This window comes from Salsipaludibacter albus (genome assembly GCF_019798055.1).
Taxonomy (GTDB): Bacteria; Actinomycetota; Nitriliruptoria; order Nitriliruptorales; family Nitriliruptoraceae; genus Salsipaludibacter; species Salsipaludibacter albus.
Genome location: NZ_JAHOPH010000004.1, coordinates 127,088 through 153,185 on the forward strand (window position 1 = coordinate 127,088; position 26,098 = coordinate 153,185).

Genomic DNA, 26,098 nt, shown 5'->3' on the forward strand with positions numbered 1-26,098 from the left:
CGGAGGCCTCGGCCTCGTCGGAGGCCTCGGCCTCGTCGGACTCGTCGGTCGCCTCGACCTCGGCCATGTCGGCCTCGGCAGCAGGGGCTTCAGCCTCCGCCACGGGCTCGTCGGCGTCGTCGTCGGATGCCTCCTCGGCGTCGTCAGCCTCGGCGTCGTCCGCCGCGGGCTCCTCCGTCGTCTCGGCCGCAGCCTCCGGCGCGTCCTCAACAGACTCGGCAGCCTCGTCGGCAACCGGGGCCTCGTCGGCCTCGGCCTCGGGCTCGTCGGCCGGCTCCGGGTCGGGCAGCTCGGCCTCGGCCAGGGCGATCTCCTCGGGAGACGCACCCTGGTTCTGGACCAGTCCGGCCGCGGCCAGGGCACCGGCCAGCGACGAGCCGCCGCCACCGGAGCTGTCGTCGTCACCCGACGAGTAGGCGTGCTCGACGCCACGGGCGTCGTCCTCGTACGGGCTCTCCGGGTCGCCCTCGGTGGCCTGCTTGAGCGACAGGCTCACGCGACGACGGACCGTGTCCACGTCGATGACCTTGACGTCGATCTCGTCGCCGACGTTGACGACGGCCTCCGGCACCTCGACGTGGCGGTTCGCCAGCTCCGAGATGTGGACCAGGCCCTCGATGCCCTCGTCGACCTTGACGAACGCGCCGAACGGCACCAGCTTGGTGACCTTGCCCTCGACGATCTCGCCGACACCGACCTCGCGGGCGAACTTCTGCCACGGGTCTTCCTGCGTGGCCTTGAGCGACAGCGACACGCGCTCGCGCTCCAGGTCCACGTCCAGGACCTCGACGTCGACCTCGTCGCCGACCTCGACGACCTCCGACGGGTGGTCGATGTGCTGCCAGGACAGCTCCGAGACGTGCACCAGGCCGTCGACGCCACCCAGGTCCACGAAGGCCCCGAAGTTGACGATCGACGAGACGGTGCCGCGACGGATCTCGCCCTTCTGCAGCGACTGGAGGAACTCGGCGCGGAACTCGCTCTGGGTCTCCTCCAGGAACTTGCGACGCGACAGCACCACGTTGTTGCGGTTGCGGTCCAGTTCGATGATCTTGCACTCGAGCTGGGTGCCGACGTAGGGAGCCAGGTCGCGCACGCGACGCATCTCGACCAGGGACGCGGGCAGGAACCCACGCAGCCCGATGTCGAGGATCAGGCCACCCTTGACCACCTCGATGACGGTCCCGATGACGGTGCCGTCGTCGTTGTAGATGCCCTCGATCGTGCCCCAGGCGCGCTCGTACTGGGCGCGCTTCTTCGACAGGACGAGACGACCGAGGTCGTCCTCCTTGTTCATGACCAGGGCCTCGACCACGTCACCGACGCGCACGACCTCGTTGGGGTCGATGTCCATCTTGATGGACAGCTCGCGGATCGGGATGACGCCTTCGGACTTCCAGCCGATGTCCAGCAGGACCTCGTCGGGGTCGATCTTGACGACGACACCCTCGACGATGGAGCCCTCCTCCATCGACTTCATGGTGCCCTCGAGGGCAGCCTCGAACTCGTCGTCGGAGAGGTCGTTGTCGACGATCACGTCGCCGGTGGAGGTCATCGACGACCCGGGGTCGTCCATCACGACGACGGGGCCGGAGTCGGGCTGGCCCTCGGCGCCACCGTCACCCTCGGGGGCGGCGGTCTGGCCGGCCTCAGTGGTGTCAGTGCCTGCCTCGGGGGCGGCCTCGGCGTGGGCGGGATCCGGGGTCTGGGTCGCCTCGGCCTCGTCGGAGGTGGTGCTGGTGGTGCTCTCGGTGGTGGTGGTCTGGTCGCTCATGGCTTCGCTTCGTTGTCGGGGCGGCGCGCGGCCTCGGTCTGCCGGGCACCGGGTCATCGGTGGATGACACGGGTGGACGATCGTGCGATCGGGTTGTGGTCGTCCGGTGACGGTGGCATGACCACCGCGGATGGTCGGCACCGCCCTCGCGTGGGCGTGCACCATCGTTGCGCTCGGACGACGGAACGGGTGGACCACGTCCACCCGTGTGCCTCCATGGTCCCCCATCCGGGCCGGGAATGCAATCCCGCGGCCGTGGCCCGGTCTGCATCGGCCCGCCAGTACGGTCGCAGCCCCACGGACGTGTCCGCGGGACGACCTGTGGAGGACTGCTCCCATGACCCACCCCGACGCTCCCCGACCCGGCACCGCGCCCGGGGGCGACGCGACGGTCGACGAGCTCGTCGTGGTCGCCGCGGCCGTGGCCGAGGCGGCCCGCCACGAGGCCATGTCGGCCTTCCGCACGCCGTTGTTCGTCGAGGACAAGCATGACGACGGTGGCTTCGACCCGGTCACCATCGCCGACCGCACGGCCGAGGCGGCGATGCGCACCGTGCTGCGCGAGCGGCGACCCGACGACGCGGTCGTCGGCGAGGAGCTCGAGGACACCCCCGGCACGTCCGGACTGACCTGGGTGCTGGACCCCATCGACGGGACCCGCGCGTACATCTGCGGCCTCCCGACCTGGGGGACGCTGGTCGCGGTCACCGACGGCACCCGTCCGTTCCTGGGCGTGATCGACCAGGGACACACCGGCGAACGCTTCGTCGGCATCAGCCACGGCGACCGACGCGAGGCATGGCTCGAACACCGGGACACCACGACACCACTGGCCGTGCGTGACGGCATGGACCTCGCGCACGCGACCCTGTTCACGACCTTCCCCGAGGTCGGCACCCCCGACGAGCGGGCGGCCTTCGAGCGAGTCCGGGACCGGGTTCGACTGACTCGCTACGGCACCGACTGCTACGCCTACGCCATGCTGGCGGCCGGGCACGTCGACCTGGTGATCGAGGCCGGGCTGTCACCCCACGACGTGGCCGCACTCGTGCCGATCGTCGAGGGCGCCGGTGGCGTCGCGACCTCGTGGACCGGTGGACCCGGCCACGACGGCGGTCGGTTCCTCGCGGCAGCCACGCCCGACCTGCACCGGGCGGCGAGGCAGGCACTCGCCGCCTGATACGTCCGAGATGCTGTCCGAACGGTCGTGGAGGACGACGCTGGCCGTGGCGGCCCAGCGGTAGGTTCGGCCGCAAGGCAAGGATCTCCTCATGTTCGGTCGTTTCCGCACCTCCTCGTCGTCGCGGGCGCACGGCGGCACCGCCCTGGTCGAAGGTGGCGGCCCAGTGCCCGACGACCTCCCCCGTGACGCGTTCTTCGCCCGGCCGCTGCAGGTCAGCGAGCTGGTGACCAAGGTCGAGGAGCACGAGGACGGGGTGCGAGTCAGCTTCGTGGCCACCGTCAAGGACGCCGAGGGCAAGCGCTGCCCCGACATCGCCGTCCATGCCCGGGTCCGGGGGCCGCACCGGGCCGCCACCGGCATGGGTCACACCTCGATGATGGGCAAGGTCACCTTCCGGATGTCCGGGCCGGCCGGCGAGTACACGTGCGTCGTCGAGGACGTCGCGGGTGGCGCCCTTGGGCTGGACGAGGACGCGAGCACCCTGCGGGCGACCGTGACGGCGTAGCCGCCCGCGCTCCTATCCTGTTCGCATGGAACCCACTGCCCTGACCATCGTCAGCCAACTGATCGTCGACGCCCAGACGCGTCACGGCGCCGCTGCCGTGCGCCGGCTCGACGTCGACCCGGACCTGCTCGACTCGAGCATGGACCAGGTGCTCGAGCTGGGAGGTGCGGTGGGCCTGGACTGGTGCCGCGTCGACGGCGTCGAGGTCCACGGCCTGCCCGACGACGTGGACCTCGCCCGCGCGTGGCTCCACGGCGACGACGAGCCGCATCCGCTCACGCCGCTTGAGGACGACTAGTCCGCCGGTGTCGGCGACGTCCCTCGTTCGACGCGCCGCCGCAGGCCCCGCACCATCGCGGCCTCCATGACCCGGTGACCGGGTCCCAGCAGCAGTTGCAGCGCCACGGCCCGCGTGCGTCCCGGACCGGCCCACATGCTGGTCGTGGTCTCCAACCGGGTGAGGACGTCGCCGTCGTCGCGGCGACGGGCACGCAACGCGAACCGCCACACCAGTGCCAGGTCGGTCGTCGCGATCCTGCTCCGGTGGTGGAACTCCAACAGCCGGGGGCGGTCACGGGTCGCCACGACCAGCTCGGCGCCACGCCCGAGTGGCACGGTGTCGCCCGCGTCCAGCGCCTGCAGCTCCGGCGCGATCCGGTCGAGCGAGCGCCACCCGTCGAGTGATCCCTGCAGCCCGATGACGCGTTCCAGCAGGTCCAGCGAGTACCACCCGGCGCGCCCGTCCCCGATCTGGACGAGCCAGGGCCAGACGTCGTCCGGGGGCGCGGCCAGGACCGTGACCCGGCGATGGTGCAGGTCCGCCGTACGCGCGGGCGGCGCCATCGGACCGGCCACGTCAGTGCTTCTGGGCGTCGAACCAGGTCGTGCCCGTCGCGGTGTCGACCTCCAGCGGGACCGCGAGGTCGGCGACCGAGGCCATCGCGTCGGTCACCAACCGGGTGGCCGACGCGACCTCGTCGTCCGGGCACTCCAGGATGATCTCGTCGTGGACCTGCAGGAGCATCCGTGAGCGCATCCCGGCCGCGGCGAGCTGCTCGTCGACCGCGATCATCGCGAGCTTGATGATGTCGGCCGCGGTGCCCTGGATCGGGGCGTTGAGCGCCATCCGCTGGGCCATCTGCTGGCGGTTGCGGTTGGCCGACACGAGGTCCGGGAGGTAGCGCCGTCGGCCGAACAGGGTCGTGGTGTAGCCGTCGCGCGTGGCGTCCACGACCGCGGCCTGGAGGAACTCGCCCACCAGCGGGAACCGGTCGAAGTAGGCGTCGACGATCTCGGTCGCCTCGTCCGGCGGGATCCCGAGCTGCTGGCCCAGCCCGTACGGGGTCAGGCCGTAGGCGAGGCCGTAGTTGACCGCCTTGGCCCGGTCGCGCAGGCCCGCGTCCACGTGCTCCAGTGGCAGGTCGAACACCTTGGCGGCGGTCGTCGCGTGGATGTCCTCGCCGGAGCGGAACGCGTCGAGCAGGCCGACGTCCTGGCACAGGTGGGCCATGACCCGCAGCTCGATCTGGCTGTAGTCGGCGACGAGCAGCTGGTCGAAGTCGCCGCCCACCGTGAACGCCCGCCGGATCTCGCGACCCTCGGCCCGACGGACCGGGATGTTCTGCAGGTTGGGGTTGGACGAGCTGAGCCGACCGGTCGCCGCGACCGTCTGCGACAGGGTCGTGTGGATCCGGCCGGACTCGTCGTCGACGAGCGGGGGCAGGGCGTCCACGTAGGTCGTCAGCAGCTTGGTGACCTCGCGCCACTCCAGGATCGCCGGGACGATCGGGTGGCTGTCGATGATGTTGCCCAACTGGGTCGCGTCCGTCGACCAGCCGGTCTTGATCCGCCGGGTCTTGGGCAGCTCGAGCTCGGTGAACAACACCTCCTGGAGCTGCTTGCCCGACCCGACGTTGAACTCGTGGCCGGCGTGGTCGTGGATGGTCAGCTCGAGGTCCCGGGCCCGCTCCGTCATGGTGGTCGACATCTCCGCCAGGACGTGGCGGTCGACCGCCATCCCGGCGCGCTCCATGCCGGCCAGCACTCCGACGAGTGGCAGCTCGACCTCGTCCAGGAGCTTGCGCTGGTCGCGCTCGTCCAGGGCGGTGGCCAGGACCTCGGCCAGCTGGCGCACGGCCTCGGCCCGCAGCGCGCGGGCCTCCCACTCGTCGTCGCCCACGTCCAGGCTCAGCTGGTCGTCGGACCCGCGGCCCTCGGCCACCTCGAGGCGACGCTGGAGGTACTGCAGGGCGAGGGCGTCGAGGCTGAACGAGCGCTGGGCCGGGGCGAGCAGGTAGGCGGCCAGCTCGGTGTCGATCACGACCGCCTCGAGCTCGACCCCCAGTCCCCGGGCGACGTGGTCGAGCACCTTGGCGTCGTGGGCGACCACGGCGTGGCTGCCGGCCAGCAGCTCGGCCAGCGCGGTGCGGTCGTCGTCGGTGGCCTCGTCGAGCCGGAGGCTGACCGGGTCGACGTCGGCGTGGGACAGGCCGATGGCATCCAGCCGGAGGTGCGGCACCCGGTCCGACACGTCGGCCACCACCCCGACCGGGGCGTCGGTGGCATCGATGCCGCCCAGCCACCCCCGCAGCTCGCCACCGTCGAGTCGGCGCGGCACGCGCTGGAAGCCGCTGGCCTGGGTGTCGGCGATGTCCGCCTCGAGGACCTCGTCGGCGAACCGGTCGTACAGGGCGCGGAACTCCAGTGTCGCGAACAGCTTGCGGATCGCGTCGGCGTCCCACGGGCTCAGCCGCAGCTGGTCCAGGTCCACCTCCACGTCGACGTCGCGCCGCAGCCGCATGACCGCGACGTTGGTGCGGACCTGGTCCTGGTGCTCGACCAGCATCGCGGGGACCTTCTTGCCCCCGACCTCGTCGATGTTGGCATAGACGCCGTCGACGTCGCCGAACTGGTTGACCAGCTTGGCGGCGGTCTTGTCGCCCACGCCGGGGACACCGGGGAGGTTGTCGGAGTTGTCGCCCCGCAGTGCCGCGGCGTACACGTACTGCTCGGGCCGGATCCCGTAGCGGTCCTCGACCGCGTCGGGCGTCATCTCGGCCATCTCGGTGATGCCGCGGAGCGTGTAGAGCACGGTCAGGTGCTCGCGCGGCAGCTGCATCGCGTCGCGGTCGCCGGTCACGATGTAGACGTGCCAGCCGTCGTCGACCGCGCGCTCGGCGATGGTGGCCAGCACGTCGTCGGCCTCGATCCCGGCGACGGTCAGCACGGGCAGCTGGAGGACGTCGCAGACCTGCTTGATGAGGTCGACCTGGGGTCGGAACTCGTCGGGCGGTGCGGACCGGTTGGCCTTGTACTCGGGATAGGCCTCGGTGCGGGCGATGTCGCGGCCCTTGTCGAAGGCCACGGCCACGCCGTCCGGCTCGCGGTCCCCCAGCATCTTGATCAGCATGGAGGTGAAGCCGTAGACGGCGTTGGTCAGCATGCCCGTCTGGGTCCGCAGGGTGTCCGGCAGGGCGTAGAAGGCGCGATAGGCCAGGGAGTGGCCGTCGAGCAGCAACAGCGTGGGACGTTCCTCGGCCACCGGGACTCCTGTGGGTGCTGTGGGGAGATGTTCTGGGAGGTGTCGGACGATGCCTGACGAGTCTAGGACCCCCGTGCGCCACCCGGTCCGTCCACCCGCCGCCGCCCCGACCCCGATGCCCCGGGCGTTCGCGACCGACCGACCCGGCACCGAACGCCATCCAGCCCCTCCCTCCACGACCGCCTGGCGTTCGCGACCGACCAACCCGGCACCCAACGCCATACAGCCCCTCCTCCACGACCGCCTGGCGTTCGCGACCGACCAACCCGGCACCCAACGCCATCCAGCCCCGACCTGCACGACCGCCTGGCGTTCGCGACCGACCATCCCGGCACCGAACGCCAACGCGCGGGCCCGGACGCAGACCCGTCCGGAGCGGGGCGGTCTCGGCGGGCACGCAGCTTCCGACCCCGCCCCCGGCCATGGAGTTGTGAGCGCAGCGAGCAACTCCAACGTGCCCGGACAGACCCGGGTCCGAAGCACCATGGGTCTCGGCGGGCACGCAGCATCTACGCTGCGAGGTCGACCCGCCGACGATGCCGGGGCGACGAGCCGAACGAAGGATCCAGGCGTGTCCGTGCTGCTGACCGAGCGCGACGACCGGGGCGTGGTGACGCTGACGATCGACCGGCCCGAGGTCCGCAACGCGATGTCGCCGGAGCTCATGACCGCCCTCACCGACACCCTGGCCGACCTGGCCGACGACCCGGACGTGCGGGTGGTGGTCCTGACCGGGTCCGGCGAGGTGTTCTCGGCCGGTGGGGACCTGGAGTGGATGCGGGAGGGGGTCGACAAGGACCGGGCCGAGCACGAGGCCGACTCGGCCCGCCTCGCCGACGTCTTCCGGGCGGTCGACGAGTTCCCCGCCCCGGTCGTGGGCCGGATGAACGGCCACGCCATCGCCGGCGGCACGGGCCTGATGTGTGCGTGCGACGTCGTGGTCGCGGTCCGTGGCGCGAAGATGGGCTTCACCGAGGTCCGGCTGGGGATCGCCCCGGCGACGATCTCGCGGATCGTGCTGCCCAAGATCGGCCCCTCGGCAGCCCGTCGCTGGTTCCTGACCGGCGAGCTGTTCGACACCGAGGTGGCGCGCGACATGGGCCTGGTCCACGAGGTGGTCGCGCCCGACGAGCTCGACGACCGCGTCGAGGAGGTCGTGTCCGCACTGCTGCTCGGCGCGCCGGAGGCCCAGCGCCGCACGAAGACCCTGGTCCGCGACGTGCTGGCGGACCCGGTCGACGCCGACCGCCACACCATCCCGGTGATCGCCGACCTGCGGGTCTCCGCGGAGGGCCAGGAAGGCATGGCGGCCTTCTTCGAGCGACGTCCCGCCGCGTGGGTGCCGACCGACGGCGCGTCGTCGTGAGCATCACCACCGTCCTGGTCGCCAACCGTGGCGAGATCGCCCGTCGGGTCCTCGCGACCTGTCGGTCCCGGGGCCTGCGCACGGTCGCGGTCCACAGCAGCGTCGACGCCGACGCCCCCCACGTGCACGAGGCCGACCTCGCCGTCGCGCTGTCGGGCGAGCCGGTCGCGGCCTACCTCGACGTCGACGCCATCGTCGCCGCCGCGGTCGACACCGGGGCCGACGCCATCCACCCGGGCTACGGCTTCCTGTCCGAGAACCCGGCGCTGCCCCACGCCTGCGAGGCGGCCGGGGTCACCTTCGTCGGTCCCTCCGCCGACGTCATCACGCTCATGGGCGACAAGGCCGCAGCCAAGGAGGTTGCTGCCGACGCCGGGGTGCCGGTGCTGCGCTCGATCGACCCCGCCGGCCTCGACGACGCCGCGCTGCGCCAGGCGGTCGACGAGCTGGGCCTGCCCGTGCTGGTCAAGGCCGTGTCGGGCGGTGGCGGCAAGGGGATGCGCCGGGTCGACGACCTCGACGACCTCGCGGACGCCGTCGCCGGGGCTGCCCGCGAGGGGGCCGCCTCCTTCGGCGACGACCGGCTGCTGATCGAGCGCTACGTCACCGCACCGCGCCATGTCGAGATCCAGGTCGCGGGCGACGTCCACGGTGGTGCCGTGCACCTGTTCGAGCGGGACTGCTCGGTCCAGCGTCGCCACCAGAAGGTCGTCGAGGAGGCCCCCTCCCCCGCGCTGGACGCCACGCTGCGCGAGGAGATGGGCGCGGCTGCCGTCGCCCTGGTCGAACGGGTCGGCTACGTCAACCTCGGCACGGTCGAGTTCATCCTCGACACCACCGGCGGCGGGACCGACTTCTTCTTCCTCGAGATGAACACCCGACTGCAGGTCGAGCACCCCGTCACCGAACTGGTCACCGGACTGGACCTGGTCGGCTGCCAGCTCGACATCGCCGACGGCGGCCACGTCCCCGAGCGCCCCGACCAGCCCGACGGCCACGCCATCGAGGTGCGCCTGTACGCCGAGGACGCCGCGGCCGGCCACCTGCCCCAGACCGGCCGGCTGGACCGGTTCGCGATCGGCGGCACCGACGTCCGGGTGGACGCCGGCGTCGAGCCCGGCAGCGTGGTCAGCCCGCACTACGACCCCATGCTGGCCAAGGTGATCGCCCACGGCGCCGACCGTGAGCAGGCCCGCACCCGGCTGGTCGCCGCCCTGCGCAACGCACGGGTGACCGGGGTCGTGACGAACCTCGCCCACCTGGCCGACGTCCTGGACCATCCGGCGTTCGCCGCCGGGGACGTCACCACGTCGTTCCTCGACGACCACCTCCCGGACTGGGCACCACCGGACCTCGGGGACCACGAACTGGTCGCGGTCGCCGCCACGCTGGCCGCGACCGCGGACCGCGCTGACCCGACGCCGGACCCGTGGACGGTGCTGGGCCCGTGGCGCCTCGCGGGTGGCGGTGGCTGGACGCTCGACCTGGCCGGGGCGACCTGGCGGGTCGCCACGGACCCGGAGGGCTGGCGGGTGCGTCGCACCGACGCCGACGGCGACCAGCCCCCCACGATCGTCGGTCGGGTCAACGGACCGGCGGCCGACGGGACGCTGGTCGTCGAGGTGGACGGGGTCGACCGGCGGATCACTGCCGACCGGGACGGCGACCACGCCTGGGTGACGATCCCCGGCCGGGGATCGTTGCGGGTGGCAGCGCCACGCCGGGTGCGCCACCTGGCCGAAGCCGCCGTCGCCGGAGCCGCCACGCTGGGCTCACCGATGCCGGGCCAGGTCGTCGACGTGCCGGTCGCCGTGGACGACCACGTCGCCGCCGGGGACGTCCTGGTCGTGGTCGAGGCGATGAAGATGGAGCACCCCGTGACCGCCCCGGGACCGGGCACGGTCACCGCGATCGAGGTCACGGTCGGCGACGCGGTCGCTGCCGACCAGGTGCTGGTCGGGTTCGAGGTCGACGAGGAGGACCCCGATGCGTCCTGACCTTCCCGAGCAGGTCCGGATCGTCGAGGTCGGCCCGCGTGACGGGCTCCAGAACGAGCCCGGCGTGGTCCCGACCGAGGTCAAGGTGGCGTTCATCGACCGGCTGTCGGCCACGGGCCTGCAGGCCGTCGAGGTGACCTCCTTCGTCCACCCGAAGTGGGTGCCGCAACTGGCCGACGCCGCCGAGGTGATGGCCGCGATCGGGGACCATCCCGGCGTCGCGCACCCGGTGCTGGTGCCCAACGAGGTCGGGCTCGACAAGGCCCTGGCCGCGGGCGCGACCGAGGTCGCCGTGTTCGCCGCGGCCTCCGAGGCCTTCTCGCAGGCCAACCTCAACACCGACATCGCCGGCTCGCTGGCGATGTTCGCCCCGGTCGTGCAGCGAGCCCGCGAAGCCGGGCTGGACGTGCGGGGCTACGTGTCGACCGTCCTGGGCTGCCCGTTCCAGGGCGACGTCCCGCACGACGACGTCCTGCGGGTCACCGCCGCGCTGCTGGAGATGGGCGTGTACGAGGTGTCGCTGGGCGACACCATCGGCGTGGGAACACCGGGCGCGATGCAGGACCTCCTCGACCGCCTGGTCGACGAGGTCGGGGTCGCGTCCTTGGCCGTGCACTGCCACGACACCTACGGCCAGGGGTTGGCCAACACGCTCGCGGCCTTCGAGGTCGGCGTCACGACGGCCGACGCCTCGGCCGGCGGGCTGGGTGGCTGCCCGTTCGCGCCCGGGGCCACCGGCAACCTCGCCACCGAGGACCTGGTCTACGCCCTGCACGGCTCGGGCGTCGCCACCGGGGTGGACCTCGACGCGCTGGTCGACACCAGCGCGTGGATGGCACGGCGGCTGGGCCGCCCGTCACCGTCCCGGGTCGTCACCGCCACGCTCGCCACGCGCGAGACCGCGGACCGCTGACACCCGAGCGGGTGCACGACCGAGCGGAACCCGCACCCATCCGCACCCGCTCGAGGGGATCGGGCCGGGCTGGCAGGTGCGGGTCAGACCAGGACGGTGGCGGCGGCGGTCAGGAAGCGGTCGATCTCGTCGGGGGTGCCGACCGTGACCCGGATGCTGGAGGGCATGTCGTAGGGCAGCAGTCCACGCACGCCCACGCCCTGGTCGGCGAACGCGTCGATCACCGGTGCGGCGGGGCCGTCCACCTCGAAGGTCACGAAGTTGCCGAGGCTGGGCGTGTGGGGCACGCCGAGGTCGGCCAGGCCACGCTCGACCTGTTCCCGCCCGGCCAGCGTGCCCCGGACCGTCGCTTCGAGGTGCTCGGTGTCGTCCAGGGAGGCGACCGCCGCGGCCTGGGCCGGTGCGGCCACGTTGAACCGGGTCCGCCAGGCATCCACCTCGCCGACCAGGCTGCGGGGACCCATCACGTAGCCCACCCGCATGCCGGCCAGCGCGTGGGCCTTGGAGAAGGTCCGCATGACCAGCATGCGGGGGTGCTCCAGCCCGAGCTCGGCGACGGTCGCGTAGCCACGGTGGCCGACCGCGAACTGGTGGTAGGCCTCGTCGATCACCAGGGTGACGTGCCGTGGCGTGCCCTCGACCAGGGTGGTGAGCTCGTCGGCGTCGAGGTGCGCCCCGGTCGGGTTGCCCGGGTTGTCCACCACGACCAGCCGGGTGTGCTCGTCGATGGCCCCCACCAGGGCATCGACCGAGCGCTGGTAGCCACCGGCGTCGTCGACCGCGGGGCCGCCCGTCGCCACCTCGACGTAGTCCACGCCGGCGTTGCGAGCCGCCAGTCGATAGACGATGAACGCCCGCTCGAAGGTCAGCACGTCCCCGCCGTCCCGGCACTCGTGCCCGATGGCGTCCATCAGCAGGGCCGCGGAGCCGGTGCCGACGGCGATCTCCTCGACGTCGCGGTCCTCGTGCGCGGCGATGGCCGCCCGCAGCTCGGTCGCCTGGTCGTCGCAGTAGCGGTGCGCCTCGGGGACGGCGGCGGTCATCGCCGACACGGCCCGGGGTGAGGGCCCGAACGGGGCCTCGTTCGACGAGAGGCGGACCTCCATGCCCACGGGGGGTCCGACGGCGGCGGCGGAGTCGAGGCTCACAGGTACAGCCCTGTCTTCGAGTCGGTTCGGACCGAGGCCACGGCATGCACGTCACGCTCGCGCACGACCAGGTAGGTGTCACCGCGGACGTCGACCTCGATGGCGTCCTCGGGGAGGTACAGGACCTCGTCGCTCGGGGCGACGTGGCGGACGTGCGGGCCGACCGTCTTGACCTCGCCCCACAGCCCCTTCCGGTCGACCGACTGCGCGGTCGCCGGGATCAGGATCCCACCACGGCTGGTCCGCTCGCCGCCGTCGGGCACCGCGATCATCACCCGGTCCCCCATCACCTGGACGCTGCGTCTGGCCTCGTCGTCGTCGCTCATGGCTCCGTCGCGGTGTGGGCATCGGGGAGGTCGGGGGGCGTCGCACGGCGGCACCCGTGGGCGGTCTGGCGCGAGACGGCCACGACCACCGGGGCGGCACCCGGACCCGTCGAGTCTGCCCGATCGGGGACGGACCTGCAGTGGTGGCGCGCCGCCGGGCGACGTGACCCGGGTCTCACGCCCGGTTGACGACCCGGTGAACGGCGGGGACGACGGCGGCCAGGTAGCGGCCGAGCCGGACGAACGAGCGGCCCTGCTCGCGGAAGTGGTAGCGGATGGGCACCTCACGGTAGGCGAACCCCTTCGCGAGGAGGTCGAGGGTCAGGACCTGCGCGTAGTTGAAGTCATGGGCCACGACGGCCCGCTCGGCCGCCGCCGGGGACAGCGCCCGGTAGCCCGACTGGCCGTCGCTGATCGGCGTCCGGGCGGTCCAGGCGGTCCAGCGGGTCAGGACGACGTTGCCGAGGCGCCGGTGGGGCAGCATCCGCTCGATGTCGCCGTCGAAGCGACTGCCCACGACGTAGTCGGCCGTGCCGTCCAGCACCGGGCGGACCAGGTCGGCGAGGTCGGCCGGGTCGTACTCCCCGTCGGCGTCACAGAACGCGACCGCCACCGCGTCGCGAGCGGTGGCCTGTGCGAAGCCCTCGCGCACGGCCGCCCCCAGCCCGCGGTTGCTGGGCATCCGGACCACCTCGGCGCCCGCGAAGGTGGCGCGCCGGGCCGTGTCGTCCGTCGAGCCGTCGTCGATGACGAGGCAGACCACGTCGTGGCCGTCCACCGTGGCGGGGCACCGCGCCACGACGTCGGCGACGGTGGCCTGCTCGTCGTGGGCCGGCAGGAACAGCACGACCGGACCGCTCGCCGGCCGGTCCACACGGCGCCCACCACGGTCACGGCCACGGCCAGCACGGCCGCGGCCACCGCACCCCCGCGGGTCAGCGACCACAACAGGCCACCGGACGCCACCAGCGCGAGCGCCACCAGCGCCACGAGGTCCAGCCCCCGGAGCAGGACCGTCGACGCACCCGCGGTCGCCGCGTCCACGTCGGTGCGCCGGGCCGCCGAGACGACCCGCAGCGGCTCGCCCAGGCGCAGCGGCAACACGTGGTTCCCGCCCAGGGCGAGGTGGATCCCTGCCAGCGACTGCCCCAGCGGCAGACGCGGGACGACGTACTGCCAGACCCGTGCACGCACGAGGAAGGCCGTCCCGTAGACGGCCAGGACCACGACCAGCGACCAGGGATCGGCCAGCATCCGGCCCCACGCGAGCGCCCAGGTCCCCGGGTCCACGGCGCGCACCACCACGACCAGCGCGACCACCGAGAAGGCCGTCACCAGGACCCCCGCCAGCCCGGCGCGACGGCGAGTCGTGGAGGTGCGTGGGGGCTTCGGCGTCGTCAGCGGCGGCTCGCCGGGTCCCCGGCTGGGACCGGGCGGGACGACGTCGAGGTCAGGGGCGGACATTTCGGCCTCGCGGGGCGTGGGCAACGGCACGAGAAGTTAGGGCAGCCTAAACTAACTTGCCAGTCGACATCCGATCGAACCCAGGCTCCACGACCATGCCCCGACTGCTCGTCACCGGCGCGGCCGGCTTCATCGGCCGTCACGTCGTGGCTGCCGCGACCGCGGACGGCTGGGAGGTCGTCGGGCTGGATCGTCGCCGGTGGGCCGCGGGACCTGCCGAGCACGCCGTGGTGGCCGACCTCCACGACGCCGTGACCCGTCCGCTGCTCACCGAGGTCGACGCCGTCGTCCACCTGGCGGGCGCGCCGGGCGTGCGTGACGACCGCCCGGACGTGGCACGACGGCGGTGGAGCGACAACGTGGGCGCCACGGCCGTGGTCGCGGAGGGACTGCCCCGTGACCGCCCCCTGCTCGTCGCGTCGTCGTCGTCGGTCTACGGCGGGGCCGGCCGGGTCGGTCGCCACCGACCCTGCCACGAGGACGAGCCCCTGGCCCCACGGGGTGGCTACGCACGCTCCAAGGTCGCGGTCGAGCAGGTGCTCGCACGCACCCGGACCGGGCCAGGTCCCACGGTGGTGGTGCGACCGTTCACCGTGGCCGGCGAGGGCCAGCGCCCCGACATGGCCCTGGCGAGGTGGCTGGCGGCAGCGCGGGCTGGCCAGCCGATCGAGGTGTTCGGGTCGCTCGACCGGCGGCGCGACGTCACCGACGTCCGCGAGGTCGCCGCGGCCATGCTGCGCCTGCTCGACGGTGGCCACCACGGCACGTTCAACCTCGGCAGCGGCACGACCCACAGCCTCGGCGACCACGTCGACGCCGTCGCCGCCGTCGTCGGGCGCCGACCCGAGGTCCGGGTGGTGGCGAGCCACCGACGCGAGGTCGCGACGACCTGGGCGGACACGACCCGGCTCGAGACCGCGGTCGGCGGGCTGGCAGCGACCTCGCTGGTCGACCTGGTCGCCCGCCAGGCGACCGCGCAGCCGGTCGTCGAGCACGCCGGCGGACGACCGGTCGCGGCGCACCCGTGAGATCCGACGTCCGCTGGGCCGTGGTGGCGGCCACGGTCGCCCTGGTGGCGGCACTCGCCGGCCTGGCCGTCCCGGCCACGTACGGCGCCCGCACCACGGCCGACGAGCCCCACTACCTCCTGACCGCCCTCAGCCTGGCCGAGGACGGCGACGTCGACATCGCCGACGAGTTGGCCGACGAACGGTGGCGTTCCTTCCACCGGGTCGAGCTGCCGCTGCAGGAGCGCGTGCTCGCCGATGGCCGGATGGTGTCGCCCCACGATCCGCTGCTGCCGGTCCTCCTGGTCCCCGGCGTCGCCCTGGGCGGGTGGGTCGGCGCCAAGATCGTCCTGGCACTGCTCGCGGCGGCGACGGCCGGCGCCACGGTCCTGCTGGCGACCCGTCGTCTCGCCGTCGCGGCCCCGCTCGCGGGGGTGGTCACGGCCGTGGCGTTCGCTTCGTGGCCGCTGGCCGCCCATGCGACCCAGGTCTATCCCGAGATGGCGGCGGGACTGGCCGTGGTGCTGGGGACCGGCGCGGTGACCGCCCGGCGACTCCACCTGCGCCACGTGGTCGTGCTGGTGCTCGCGGTGGTCGCGCTGCCCTGGTTGGCCGTCAAGTACGCACCCGTCGCGGCAGCCCTGGCCGCCGCGGCGCTGTGGCGACTGCGGTCCCGCCCTCGCGTCGTCGCGGCGACGGTCGCGGTCCTGGCCGTCGCCGGCGTCGTCTACCTGGTCGTCCACCAGGTCGTGTGGACCGGGTGGACCGTCTACGCGTCCGCCGACCACTTCGTCGAGCGGGGCGAGTTCTCGGTCGTGGGCTTCGCACCCGACCCGATCGGTCGCAGCCGGCGGCTGGTCGGACTGCTGCTCGGACGGGACTTCGGCCTGGTCGTGTGGCAGCCCGCGTTCCTGGTCGTCCCGGCGGGCGTGGCGGTCGGGCTGCGGGACCGGGTCGGCCGGGTGCTGGTGCTGGTCGCGGCCGCGGGCTGGCTGACGGCCACCTTCGTCGCGCTCACGATGCAGGGCTGGTGGGTCCCGGGGCGCCAGGTCGTGTTGGTACTGCCCCTGCTGGTCGTGCTGGTCGCGACCTGGCTCGATCGTTCGCCCCGACCCTGGGCCGTGCCCGTCACCGCCGTGCTGGGGGCGCTCGGGCTCGTGACGGGCGGCTGGCTGGTCGTGGACGGCCTGTCGGGGGCGCTGACCTGGGTGGTCGACTTCGCCAGCGTGGGCGACCCCCTGCACGGCCTGCGTCGCGCCGTCCTCCCCGACTACCTCCGGGTCACCGGACGGACCTGGGCACTCCAGGCGGCGTGGACCTGCGCCCTCGGCGCCCTCGCCTGGCTGGGATGGCGCGACGGCGACCCGGTCAGGAGTCGGCGAGCCTGAGCGTCTCGGCCAGGCGCGAGGCCTCGTCGCGGGCCAGGTCCGGGTCGCCACCGACCCAGGCGGCACCCAGCACCAGCACCGTCCCGACGCCGGGCACCGGAGCGGTCGTCGCGACGGCGTACTGGGTGAACCCGCTCGCGGGCCCCTTGATGCCGGAGCCGGCGCTGCCGTTGGCCTCCCGGCAGGCCACCAGCAGGCCGTCCTCGGGCGCGTCCGGCCCGTCGACCAGTGGCCCTTCCACGGCAGGGGTGTCCAGCAGGGTCGTGGAGCGGGACGGCTCGACGGTCACGTCGATGGCGTCCGCCCACCACCCCGGCAGGTCGTCGACCTCGACCAGCGTGCGGGACTCCAGGTCCGGGGCCGCGTTGGTGACGACGAGGTGCACCGTGGTCGCGTCACCCTCCAGCGAGTTGAGCTGGATCCAGCCCGGGCAGCGCTCGCGACGGATCCAGTCGTGGGCGAGCTCGCCGGTGACCACGGCCGGTCCGAGCGCGAAGGTGGCCGTCCCCGCCTGCTGCTCGACCTCGTCCTCGTCCAAGAGCTGTTCGGTGGCGGTGCTGCCACTGCGGAACAGCGCGAACAGTGTGGCCACCATCACCAGGCCGACCACGACCATGGCGACCAGCGGCGGTCGGTTCGGCTGGTCACGGTCGGGCCCGGCGGTGGGGCGATCGGTCTCGGTGGTCACGACTGGTCCTCGAACGGCACGCCGGCGCCGTCGCGGTCCCGCACGCGGATGCCGTCGTCGGTGGCCGTGCACGCCCCCAGCACGATGGCCACCAGCACGACCACCAGGCACCGAACGAGCCTGGCGGGCCGGACCGACGTGGAGGACAACGCAGGCATGACGGCGCTCTCGACGACACGGATGTGGGACCGGGACGGTATCGCCCGCCAGTAGCCTGCCCGCGGCACGATCCCGGACCACGCCCATCCCTCCGACAGGTCGCCCCCGTGTCGCCAGACAGTCCCGACGTGGTCACCGAGCTCGCCGCGCTGGTGGCGGCCGCCCGCCGGGCCGTGGTGTTCACGGGTGCGGGCGTCTCGACCGGCTCGGGGCTGCCGGACTTCCGCTCCCCGACCGGCCTGTGGACCCGCTACGACCCCCGCGAGATGACCTTCCAGCGTCACGTCGAGGACCCCGCGGTCCGCCGCGGCGGCTGGGAGATGCGACGGGAGTTCCTCGACGCCGACGCCCGTCCGAACCCGGCCCACCACGCGATCGCGGCCCTGGAGGCCGACGGGCACGTCGCCGGCGTGGTCACCCAGAACATCGACGGACTGCACCAGGCCGCGGGCTCCGCGCAGGTGGTCGAGCTGCACGGCACGGCGATCGTCACGACCTGCATCGGCGTGCGACCGGTCGGCGGCGAACCCGCCGGGTGCGGCTGGTCGGCGCCCACCCGCGACGTGCTGGCGCGGATCGACGCCGGCGAGGACGATCCGCGTTGCCCGGACTGCGGAGGCATCCCCAAGCCGGCCACGATCTCGTTCGGCCAGGCCATGGACGTCGCGACGGTCGAGGCCGCCTGGGCGTTGGTCGACCGCGCGGACCTCGTCCTGGCTGTCGGCACCTCGCTGCAGGTGTATCCCGCGGCGTCCCTGGTCCCCACGGCCCACGAGATGGGCGTGCCGCTGGCGGTCTGCAACGCCGAGCCGACCCCGTTCGACCACCTGGCCCAGGTGGTGTCCCGCGACCTCGTCGAGACGGTCCTGCCGGCCGTCGTCACGCAGGTCCGCGCAGCCGACGACCGCACCGACCGCGACGGCTAGCGTGCCGGGGTGTCCACCGGAGGACACCCGATGGCCGCCTCGCCACCCCGGTACGCCTGGGACTGGTTCGCACGCCAGCAACGGCTGTGGCGTGCGGTGCGACGCGACCTCGCCGACCTCGCCGATCCGCTGGGCAGTCGCTACACGCTGGTCGAGGCACGCGAGGACGTCATGGAACGCCTGCGCGTGGACTACCCGCGCGACGCCCTGGTCGTGGAGGCGGTGCATCGCCACGTCGACGCCCAGGTGTTCCTGGGCCGGGCCGACCGTGGGTTCGAGGCGCTCGGGATCCGCAACGCGCCCCGCGGCCTGCGCTGGTGGTGGAGCGCGATCACCGGCCTGCCAGATCCCGGTCGACGGGCCCCGGCGGGATGGGACCGACAGTTGTCCCTGGACGTGCTCGTCGAGCCCGACGAGGCCGCCGTCCGCGACGAGGTGCGCTACGGCTGGGGCGACTGAGCCCAACGGCGCGTGAACGCCGACGGGCCCCGCCGGAGTCGGCGGAGCCCGTGGGACGGTGGGGTGTATTGGATTTGAACCAATGACCTCTCGCGTGTCGGGCGAGCGCTCTAGCCATCTGAGCTAACACCCCGGGATCGACCGGACATGCTAACCGACCGCCCCCGGGCACGCGAACCCGTCGGGCCCTCCGCGGGCGCGGATGCGACCGCCCTCGAACCACCTCCACGTATCAGGACCGGGCCCGCGTGCTTCCTCATGGACGACACCTCTGGGGAGAACCACACATGTCCATGCGCTCGTCCACCCTGTCCATCACCGGCCTGGCCGTCACGGCCCTGCTGGGATCCGTGCTCGTGGCGGGTCCCGCCGCGGGCCAGCAGCCGTCGGCGGCCACCGCCGATCCGGGCGGTGGGGCGATCGTGCGACAGGACCCGGCCACCGGCGCCGTGCGAACGCTGTCGTTCGCCGCCGACGAGGGCGCGGCCACCGGCACCGACGATCCCGTCGAGGCCGCCACCTCGTTCCTCGCGACCGAGGCCGACCTCCTCGGCGTCGCACCGGACGACCTCGCCCTGGACACCACCGTGCCGTCGCCCGGCGGGATCACCCACGTCTGGTTCGACCAGGTCCTGGAGGGCCTTCGCGTCCACGGCGCACGGGTGGGGATCACCGTCGACGCCGACGGGGTCGTCGCCCACGTCGCGAGCTCGCTCGTGCCCGACCTGGAGCTGGTCGGCGCCCGTCGCCTGGACGCCGCGGACGCGATGGTCGCCACCGGCCGCGAGGTCGGCGAACGCCCCGACCGGACCGTCGGCCGGCTCCGCGCCGCGCCCGATGCACCCGGGCGCGGTGACGACGTGGTGCGCGGCCGGTCACCGTTCGTGACGGGCTCGGAGGCACTCGACGAGGCGACCGCCGAGCCGGTCGCGTACCCGACCAGGCGCGGCCAGGCCCGGTTGGCCTGGGCCACCGGTGTGCCGGTGACCGCGGAGGGCTTCTACGACGCAGTCGTCGATGCCGGCACGGGGGCCGTGCTCGCCATCGACAACCGCTGGAAGGACGACCACGGCCCCGAGGGCAACGTCTTCACCGAGCAGCATCCCGACGTCGCCGGCGCCGACCAGGACGTCACGCCGTTCCCGGCCAACTGGATCACCGACGACACCACGGTCGGCAACAACGCCGACACCTGGCACGACCCGGACGGCGACGACAGCCCGGGCTACCGGCCCGACACGGGCGACGCGGGTGACGCCGGCTACCAGCACTTCGACTACACCTACACCGACGCGATCGACACCAGTGGTGGGACCGACTGGATCACCGACCGCGACGCGGTCATCACCCAGGCCCACTACTACGTCAACATGCTGCACGACCGCTGGTACCAGTACGGCTTCGACGAGGCCTCCGGGAACTTCCAGGAGGACAACTTCGGCAACGGCGGCAGCGACGGCGACCGGGTCAACGTGCTGGTCGACTGGGACATCGAGGACGGCACCTGCTGCAACGCCTCGATGAACACCCCGGCCGACGGCTCCAACCCGTGGCTGCGACTGCGGGTCGGGCTGGCACCGGGCAACCTCGACATGCACCGCGCCATGAACGGCGACACCGTGACCCACGAGTTCGGCCACGGCGTGTCCAACCGCCTGGTCGGTGGCGGCTCGCTGGGTGGCGGCGTGCAGGCCGGCGGCATGGGTGAGGGCTGGAGCGACGCGTTGGCGACCAGCACCTGGAACGACCCGGTCTACGGCGAGTACAACAACGGCGACACCGACGACGGGATCCGCTCGACCGGCTACGCCGACAGCACCCTGACCTACAGCGACCTGTGCTCGGGTGGCTGCCAGGTCCACAGCGACGGCGAGATCTGGGCGACGGCCCTGTGGGACGTCCGCGAGGCCCTCGTCGACCGCTACGGGCTGGCCAATGGGACGTTCCGCCACGAGCTGCTGATGATCGACGGCATGAAGAACACCCCGACCGACCCGACCTATCTCGACGCCCGCGACGGCATCATCGCCAGCGGCGCCACCCTCCACGGCGGCGAGGACACCTGCCTGCTGTGGCAGGCGTTCTCCGAGGCGGGCCTGGGCGTGGACGCGTCGACCTCCGCCGACCGCGAGACCGGCTTCGACGGCTTCGGCGTGCCGGTTGCCTGCATCCCGACCGCCGACGCCGGCGGTCCCTACGACGTCGACGAGGGCGCGACCGTGCAGCTCGACGGCAGCGCGTCGGTGCCCGGCACCCACCCGTCGGCCGGGGCCATCGTGACCTGGGAGTGGGACCTCGACGACGACGGGGACTTCGACGACGCCACCGGCGTGAACCCGACGTTCGGACCACGTGGCGACGACGCCGTCCAGCCGATCGGCCTGCGGGTGACCTCCGACGACGGCATCACCGACCAGGCGACCAGCACCGTCACGGTCCACAACGTCGCCCCGACCGTGACGATCGACAGCGTGACCGCCGACCCCGACGAGGGCGACACCGTGACCGTCGAGGCGTCGTTCTCCGACCCGGGCTGGCTCGACACCCACCAGGCGACGATCGACTGGGGCACGGGCGACGGTCCGGTGGCGGAGGCGATCGACTCGCTGACCCCGGGCGGTCCGGGCAGCCCCGACCAGGGCTCGCTGACCGCGTCGTTCACCTACGGCGACAACGGCCCGTTCACGATCACCGTGGCGGTGACCGACGACGACGACGGTGTCGGCAGCGACGACGTGGAGGTGGCGATCGCCAACGTCGATCCGACCGCGGCGATCGACCCGGCCGGCTCCGAGGACGTGTTCGGCGTGCCGACCTTCATCCTCCACGCCGGCGAGGAGCTGACCGTCAGCGGGGACACGACCGACCCCGGCAGCGACGACCTGACCGCCTCGTGGGACTGGGGCGACGGTGACACCACCGACACGACGTACCTCGTCAACCCACCGGCCGCGGACCCGTTCCCGAGCCCGTCGGTGCAGCCGCGTGACCTCACCGACACGCAGTCACACACCTATGGCGACGCCTGCCTGTACGAGCTGGTCTTCTCGGTGGCCGACGACGACGGTGGCGTGAGCCCCGACGACGTCGCGGCCGTGGTCGTCCAGGGCAACGCCGACGACAACCGGTCGGCCGGGTACTGGTACCAGCAGTACCGCGGCAAGACCGGCAACCTGCTGCCGCTGGCCGATCGCGAGTGCTACCTCGAGATCGTCGGCCACATGAGCGGGGTGTTCCACGAGGTGACCGACGTGTCGACCTTCGCGGCGGCGCGCGACCTGTTGAAGGGGTCGGGTGGTCCGACCTCGGAGAAGCTCGAGCGCCAGCTCCTGGCGGCGTGGCTCAACTGGGCCAACGGCGCGATGGAGCTGCACGAGCTGGTGGACACCGACTTCGACGGGGTGGCAGACACGCCGTTCTCCGACGCGGTGACCACGGCCGAGGAGGTGCTGCTGAACCCGGTGTACTCCGACGCCGACCGGCTCGCCCAGAAGGACGTGCTGGAGTCCATCAACCTGCAGGACCACTGATCGTGCGGATCGTCGGGCTCGCCCTGGCCGTCGTGCTGCTCGCAGCATGCGGTCGGGGCGAGCCCGCGTCCGGGCCATTGGTCGGGCCGTCGTCGAACGGGTCGCCTGCGTCGTCGGCCACCCCCACTCCCCCGGTGTCCAGCCCATCGGGATCCGGCGGTCCGTCGGCCGACGGGACGAGTGCGATCACGGAAGGTCCCGAGGTGGCCACACCCGTTCCCGAGGTCCTGGTGCCGGCCGACGCCGGTACGTACGCGCTGGAGGCCGAGACGTCCGTGGCGGTGCGGCTCGACCGTGAGCACGACTGGGACGAGCCCATCGTCGAGGGGGACGCCGTGGAGGTCACGCGCACCGCGTTCGAGTCCGACCCCGGCTACGACGAGTACGAGGTCCGGGCACGTGCGCCCGGCACGGCCGCCGTCGTCTTCGAGGCCCCGGACGCGACCGCGGCGTTCTCCTTCGTCGTCGAGTAGTGCACGGGCTCTCCCGACCGGCAGGATCTGTGGGTCTGGACCGTGCCTCGAGGATCCCCCATCGGCCTTGGGTCGGCTGTGGTCCGGTGGTCGGGCCGCACCGTCGGCCCGGGGTGGGCTGTGGGCCGGTGGTCGGGGCCGCACCGTCGGACCGGGTGGGCTTCTGGCAGCGGGCGCCAGGCCGGTGGTCGGGCCGCACCGTCGGCCCGGGGCTCCGCTTGGTGCTCGCGCGCCCGCCAGCAGCGAGGGTCTTCGCCACGGACCATGTTCGGGCGCACTGCGCTCCGCTTGAGTCGCCCCGGTCCGTCGGAACGGTCCCTCCCTCCGGCAGGAGGCTTCCTGGCGCAAGAGCCCGCCGTACGTGTGGAGCGGGCCTCCGGGTTGCCGGTCCGAGCGGTCGTTGCGAGCACCGGTTCCTGGGCGGATCAAGGTTCTCCACAACGGTCGAATTCGGAGCTCGGGATGTCGCAGCAGGGGTTTAAGGTGCATGACATGGACTCGAACGACGCCCCGACTCCCGACCCCCGACCCGCCGGTCGGGCACGCACCGTCGCCCCGGTGGCCGAGGGGGTGGCGCCGGCGCCGTCGGCAGCCAGGGAGGTCGACTGGTCCGGCACCCGCCAGGCCGCCACCGTCGGCAGGCTGGTCGAGGCGGCGGGACGGTTCGACCGGCTCGCGGCCGACCTGGTCGAGACGTTGATCCGCGCGATCGAGGACGACGCCTGCGAGACCACGCTGGGCGTGCCGGTCGAGGTCGTGTTGGCGCAGACGTGCCGGCAGGTCGGGTTCGAACGCAACACGCTGCTGCGGGTCGCGACCACGCTCGCCGCCATGCCCGCCCTCCGGTCCGCGTTCCAGCAAGGTCAGATCTCCTGGAGCCAGGTCCGCGGGATCGTCACCGCGGCCCGGACCGTGGACGTCGCGGGGCGTGACCGCATCGACGCACTCGTGGCCGAACGGGCCGTGTCACATGCCGATGTCGAGGCCGATCACCTCGTGTGGGAGGTCGACTGGCTCGCCGACCAACTCGTCGGGCAACGCACGAAGGAGCGTGACCACACGCCGGTCGCAGCGAACCGCACACGGATCATGCCTCGTGTGGACGGGTCCGGATCGTTCAACGGCGACTGGGACCCGACCCACTTCACCCCTTGGGTCGAGGCCATCGACCACATGGCAGCCACCCTCGCCGCCGATGCTGGCGAAGGTGCCGGCGACGACCCGCTGGACGTCGTGAAGGCATCGGACGACTCCGACGCCCCCGAGGGCCACGACGGCTCGTCGGTGCACGACGACCGTGCTCTCACCGAGGCGCACCGGCATGCCGCTGCGCTCGAGGCGGCACGGAGCCGTCGGCGGGCCGATGCGTTGTTCGCGCTGGTCACCGGCAAGCGGGCCGGCACCCTGCAACCGCTCGACCCCGACGGCAACACGTCCGGGCGGGCCGGGCGGGGGCGGCGGGTGCCGTCGGTGACGCTGACGTGCCATGTCGACACGCTCATCGATGGGTCCACGCCGGCGTGGGTGCTGACGAAGCTGGCCGGACGGATGAAGGTCACCTCCGACGTCGCCCGCCGCTGGGTCGCAGACGGGGCCGCGACCCGCCTGGTCGCGGTCGACGACGTCGGGCAGGTCGTCGGGGTCGGACACCGCACCCGCGTCCCACCCGGATGGCTGCGTGACGCCGTGATCGCGCGGGACCTCCACGACACCGCACCGGCCTCCACGACCGCGGCGCGGCTGTGCGATGTCGACCATGTCGTTCCGTGGCCCCAAGGGCGGACCGACGTCGACAACCTCGGGCTCCTCTCGCGGCGGGCCCACACCCGCAAGACCCGCAAGCAGTGGCGGCTCGACCGCCACCCCGACGGATCCCGCACCTGGACCGTCCCCGCGTCCGGCTACCAGGTCCACCAACCTCCCCCCTTCCACCTCCCCACGCCACCGAGTCGACCGACCACTCGTGCTCGCCCGACCGACGACCGGTCCGGCAAGGATCCGCCGACGCCCCGCGGGCCCTGAACCTCCAGGGCGCCGGCCTCCGACCACCGACATCCACCATGTGTCACGGTGCATCAACGTCAAACGCGAACGTCTGGGCGTTCTACGGCCCGGAAGAGACATTCTGTGTTGTGCGCTGTCCGCACGGACTCATGGAGTGGCGCTCAGCACAAAGCCCCCGTGGACACCCAGCACATCGAATTGCTGAGCGCCTACAGGGGCTTTGGGGCTGACCTTGACCGGCCAACGAGCGGCATGACCTTCTAGTTCATGCTGCCTATTGGCTCAGCGGTCACGGTCGTTGTAGTCGTTGAGGCGCTTCAACTGGGCGGACAGGGCCGTGACGGCAAGCGCCAACATCATCACGGCTTCTGGCAGATTTTCCATGGGGCCTGCTCTCATTCTCCGGGGAGTCGCTCTGTTGCGACTCGCTATTCAGATACACACTCACACGGTCTGGCGGACAGAGGTTGCGGGAAGTCCCACCCGTGTTGTTACGCAGTAAACCCACTCCCCGCGACGCGTGGGAGGAACTGTCAGGCCGGGTGGGTTGAAGACGGTCCCTCAACCGGCAACCGACTGTTGGGGACCACTCAGATAGACGTAAGAATGACTGCCAGATGGACGTTCTCATAGTTGTAAACGTAGGATTTACGCAGTGGAACGGCGATTTTCTTTACTGTGCTCTGAGCGCACGACAGCACGTAGCGGGTACTCATCCACAGTTGCACAGGTGCATCGGTGTATTGTCCACAGGTGTAGCAAGTGAGTTACATGGGTGTCGTAGGGCCGGACCTTCTTGAAGTTCAGGCCGTCGATGACCTCGGTGACCCCGTTGAACTGTGACCCTAGGCCAGCAGACGGTCCATGCCGTCAGCGAACGGCTGGGACGACTCGGTCAGCATGTGGGCGTAGACCTTGCCCCACGTGTCCAGCCACAACCTGCGTCACACCTACGTGTCCCTGTCCATCAATGCTGGCTTCACTGCCGAACAGATTTCACAGGTGGTTGGCTGCACCCCGCAGACGCTGGTGAAGAACTGACGCGCTGAACCCTTCCTGTCGGGCCAAATCATTTGGCTGGAACTTGGCTGGCGCTCGTTTGGCACCGTGTTCAGCGTAAACAGAAAAAGCCCCCATAACCCTGTTTAGGGGCCTGTAGGGGCGCGGCGTCGATGGAGGCGGGGACGGGAATCGAACCCGTGATAGAGGATTTGCAGTCCCCTGCCTTACCACTTGGCTACCCCGCC

At 72.3% G+C, this 26,098-nt stretch carries 20 protein-coding genes, 2 tRNA genes and 2 pseudogenes; 13 read left to right on the top strand and 11 right to left on the bottom strand.

Translation table 11 applies throughout. The annotated features are described in order from the left end of the window. Positions 1-451: 451 nt before the first annotated feature. A pseudogene (gene rpsA, locus KR546_RS04355) lies at positions 452-1,555 on the bottom strand (30S ribosomal protein S1); the annotation flags it as partial. Between the two features lie 556 nt (positions 1,556-2,111). Here rpsA and KR546_RS04360 point away from each other — a divergent pair. The 3 genes from KR546_RS04360 to KR546_RS04370 all read left to right on the top strand — a co-directional run bounded on the left by KR546_RS04360 (position 2,112) and on the right by KR546_RS04370 (position 3,760). Further along, the gene (locus KR546_RS04360) at positions 2,112-2,954 is read left to right on the top strand and encodes an inositol monophosphatase family protein (RefSeq protein WP_238443476.1); all 843 of its coding nucleotides are present in this window, start codon (positions 2,112-2,114) and stop codon (positions 2,952-2,954) included. Between the two features lie 91 nt (positions 2,955-3,045). After that, the gene (locus tag KR546_RS04365; RefSeq protein ID WP_238443477.1) at positions 3,046-3,462 is read left to right on the top strand and encodes a hypothetical protein; all 417 of its coding nucleotides are present in this window, start codon (positions 3,046-3,048) and stop codon (positions 3,460-3,462) included. A 25-nt stretch (positions 3,463-3,487) separates the two neighbouring features. Next, a complete protein-coding gene (locus KR546_RS04370) occupies positions 3,488-3,760 on the top strand; it encodes a hypothetical protein (RefSeq protein WP_238443478.1) in 273 nt (90 codons plus the stop codon). Here KR546_RS04370 and KR546_RS04375 read toward each other — a convergent pair. Then, a complete protein-coding gene (locus KR546_RS04375) occupies positions 3,757-4,305 on the bottom strand; it encodes a hypothetical protein (protein ID WP_238443479.1) in 549 nt (182 codons plus the stop codon). The genes KR546_RS04370 and KR546_RS04375 overlap by 4 nt on opposite strands. 13 nt (positions 4,306-4,318) lie before the next feature. Continuing rightward, positions 4,319-7,003, bottom strand: coding sequence for a DNA polymerase I (gene polA / locus KR546_RS04380; protein WP_238443480.1), 2,685 nt, complete (start codon positions 7,001-7,003; stop codon positions 4,319-4,321). A gap of 571 nt (positions 7,004-7,574) precedes the next feature. On the opposite strand from polA, the gene KR546_RS04385 reads away from it, so the two are divergent. The 3 genes from KR546_RS04385 to KR546_RS04395 are packed head-to-tail and all read left to right on the top strand — an operon-like array spanning position 7,575 to position 11,279. Then, on the top strand, positions 7,575-8,369 hold the full coding sequence (locus tag KR546_RS04385) for an enoyl-CoA hydratase-related protein (protein WP_238443481.1): 795 nt from the start codon (positions 7,575-7,577) through the stop codon (positions 8,367-8,369). Further along, positions 8,366-10,366: an acetyl/propionyl/methylcrotonyl-CoA carboxylase subunit alpha gene (locus KR546_RS04390; RefSeq protein ID WP_238443482.1), complete on the top strand. Its 2,001-nt coding sequence runs from the start codon at positions 8,366-8,368 to the stop codon at positions 10,364-10,366. Before KR546_RS04385 ends, KR546_RS04390 begins: the two co-directional genes overlap by 4 nt. Continuing rightward, positions 10,356-11,279, top strand: coding sequence for a hydroxymethylglutaryl-CoA lyase (locus KR546_RS04395; protein ID WP_238443483.1), 924 nt, complete (start codon positions 10,356-10,358; stop codon positions 11,277-11,279). The genes KR546_RS04390 and KR546_RS04395 overlap by 11 nt, the downstream gene beginning before the upstream one ends. A gap of 83 nt (positions 11,280-11,362) precedes the next feature. Here KR546_RS04395 and KR546_RS04400 read toward each other — a convergent pair whose 3' ends face one another. From KR546_RS04400 to KR546_RS19905, 4 genes and pseudogenes are all read right to left on the bottom strand, one after another. Beyond that, positions 11,363-12,427 carry a pyridoxal phosphate-dependent aminotransferase gene (locus KR546_RS04400; RefSeq protein ID WP_238443484.1) on the bottom strand — a complete coding sequence of 355 codons (1,065 nt, stop codon included), beginning with the start codon at positions 12,425-12,427 and terminating at the stop codon, positions 11,363-11,365. Next, the gene (locus KR546_RS04405; protein ID WP_238443485.1) at positions 12,424-12,753 is read right to left on the bottom strand and encodes a GroES family chaperonin; all 330 of its coding nucleotides are present in this window, start codon (positions 12,751-12,753) and stop codon (positions 12,424-12,426) included. Before KR546_RS04405 ends, KR546_RS04400 begins: the two co-directional genes overlap by 4 nt. A 175-nt stretch (positions 12,754-12,928) precedes the next feature. Next, positions 12,929-13,600 carry a glycosyltransferase family 2 protein gene (locus KR546_RS04410; protein ID WP_238443486.1) on the bottom strand — a complete coding sequence of 224 codons (672 nt, stop codon included), beginning with the start codon at positions 13,598-13,600 and terminating at the stop codon, positions 12,929-12,931. A gap of 53 nt (positions 13,601-13,653) precedes the next feature. Then, a pseudogene (locus tag KR546_RS19905) lies at positions 13,654-14,217 on the bottom strand (lysylphosphatidylglycerol synthase domain-containing protein); the annotation flags it as partial. Between the two features lie 95 nt (positions 14,218-14,312). Here KR546_RS19905 and KR546_RS04415 point away from each other — a divergent pair. Continuing rightward, positions 14,313-15,245: an NAD-dependent epimerase/dehydratase family protein gene (locus tag KR546_RS04415; protein WP_238443487.1), complete on the top strand. Its 933-nt coding sequence runs from the start codon at positions 14,313-14,315 to the stop codon at positions 15,243-15,245. Next, positions 15,242-16,612: a hypothetical protein gene (locus tag KR546_RS04420; RefSeq protein ID WP_238443488.1), complete on the top strand. Its 1,371-nt coding sequence runs from the start codon at positions 15,242-15,244 to the stop codon at positions 16,610-16,612. Before KR546_RS04415 ends, KR546_RS04420 begins: the two co-directional genes overlap by 4 nt. On the opposite strand, the gene KR546_RS04425 is transcribed toward KR546_RS04420, so the two are convergent. Together KR546_RS04425 and KR546_RS04430 are read right to left on the bottom strand one after the other, a co-directional pair. After that, complete coding sequence (locus KR546_RS04425) at positions 16,593-17,300, bottom strand: hypothetical protein (protein ID WP_238443489.1); 708 nt, start codon at positions 17,298-17,300, stop codon at positions 16,593-16,595. The genes KR546_RS04420 and KR546_RS04425 overlap by 20 nt on opposite strands. Further along, positions 17,297-17,458, bottom strand: a complete 162-nt coding sequence (locus tag KR546_RS04430; protein WP_238443490.1) for a hypothetical protein — start codon at positions 17,456-17,458, stop codon at positions 17,297-17,299. Before KR546_RS04430 ends, KR546_RS04425 begins: the two co-directional genes overlap by 4 nt. Positions 17,459-17,566: 108 nt before the next feature. On the opposite strand from KR546_RS04430, the gene KR546_RS04435 reads away from it, so the two are divergent. Both KR546_RS04435 and KR546_RS04440 read left to right on the top strand, forming a co-directional pair. After that, on the top strand, positions 17,567-18,385 hold the full coding sequence (locus KR546_RS04435; protein WP_238443491.1) for an SIR2 family NAD-dependent protein deacylase: 819 nt from the start codon (positions 17,567-17,569) through the stop codon (positions 18,383-18,385). Positions 18,386-18,415: 30 nt separating this feature from the next. Beyond that, on the top strand, positions 18,416-18,844 hold the full coding sequence (locus KR546_RS04440; RefSeq protein ID WP_238443492.1) for a hypothetical protein: 429 nt from the start codon (positions 18,416-18,418) through the stop codon (positions 18,842-18,844). Between the two features lie 59 nt (positions 18,845-18,903). On the opposite strand, the gene KR546_RS04445 is transcribed toward KR546_RS04440, so the two are convergent. After that, a tRNA-Val gene (locus KR546_RS04445) sits at positions 18,904-18,977 on the bottom strand. Between the two features lie 154 nt (positions 18,978-19,131). On the opposite strand from KR546_RS04445, the gene KR546_RS04450 reads away from it, so the two are divergent. From KR546_RS04450 to KR546_RS04460, 3 genes are all read left to right on the top strand, one after another. Further along, positions 19,132-22,374 (top strand): M36 family metallopeptidase, encoded by a 3,243-nt coding sequence (locus tag KR546_RS04450; RefSeq protein WP_238443493.1) that lies wholly within the window; start codon positions 19,132-19,134, stop codon positions 22,372-22,374. Between the two features lie 203 nt (positions 22,375-22,577). Then, on the top strand, positions 22,578-22,847 hold the full coding sequence (locus tag KR546_RS04455) for a hypothetical protein (protein ID WP_238443494.1): 270 nt from the start codon (positions 22,578-22,580) through the stop codon (positions 22,845-22,847). A gap of 492 nt (positions 22,848-23,339) precedes the next feature. After that, positions 23,340-24,869, top strand: a complete 1,530-nt coding sequence (locus KR546_RS04460; RefSeq protein ID WP_238443495.1) for an HNH endonuclease signature motif containing protein — start codon at positions 23,340-23,342, stop codon at positions 24,867-24,869. Positions 24,870-26,024: 1,155 nt separating this feature from the next. On the opposite strand, the gene KR546_RS04465 is transcribed toward KR546_RS04460, so the two are convergent. Beyond that, a tRNA-Cys gene (locus tag KR546_RS04465) sits at positions 26,025-26,098 on the bottom strand.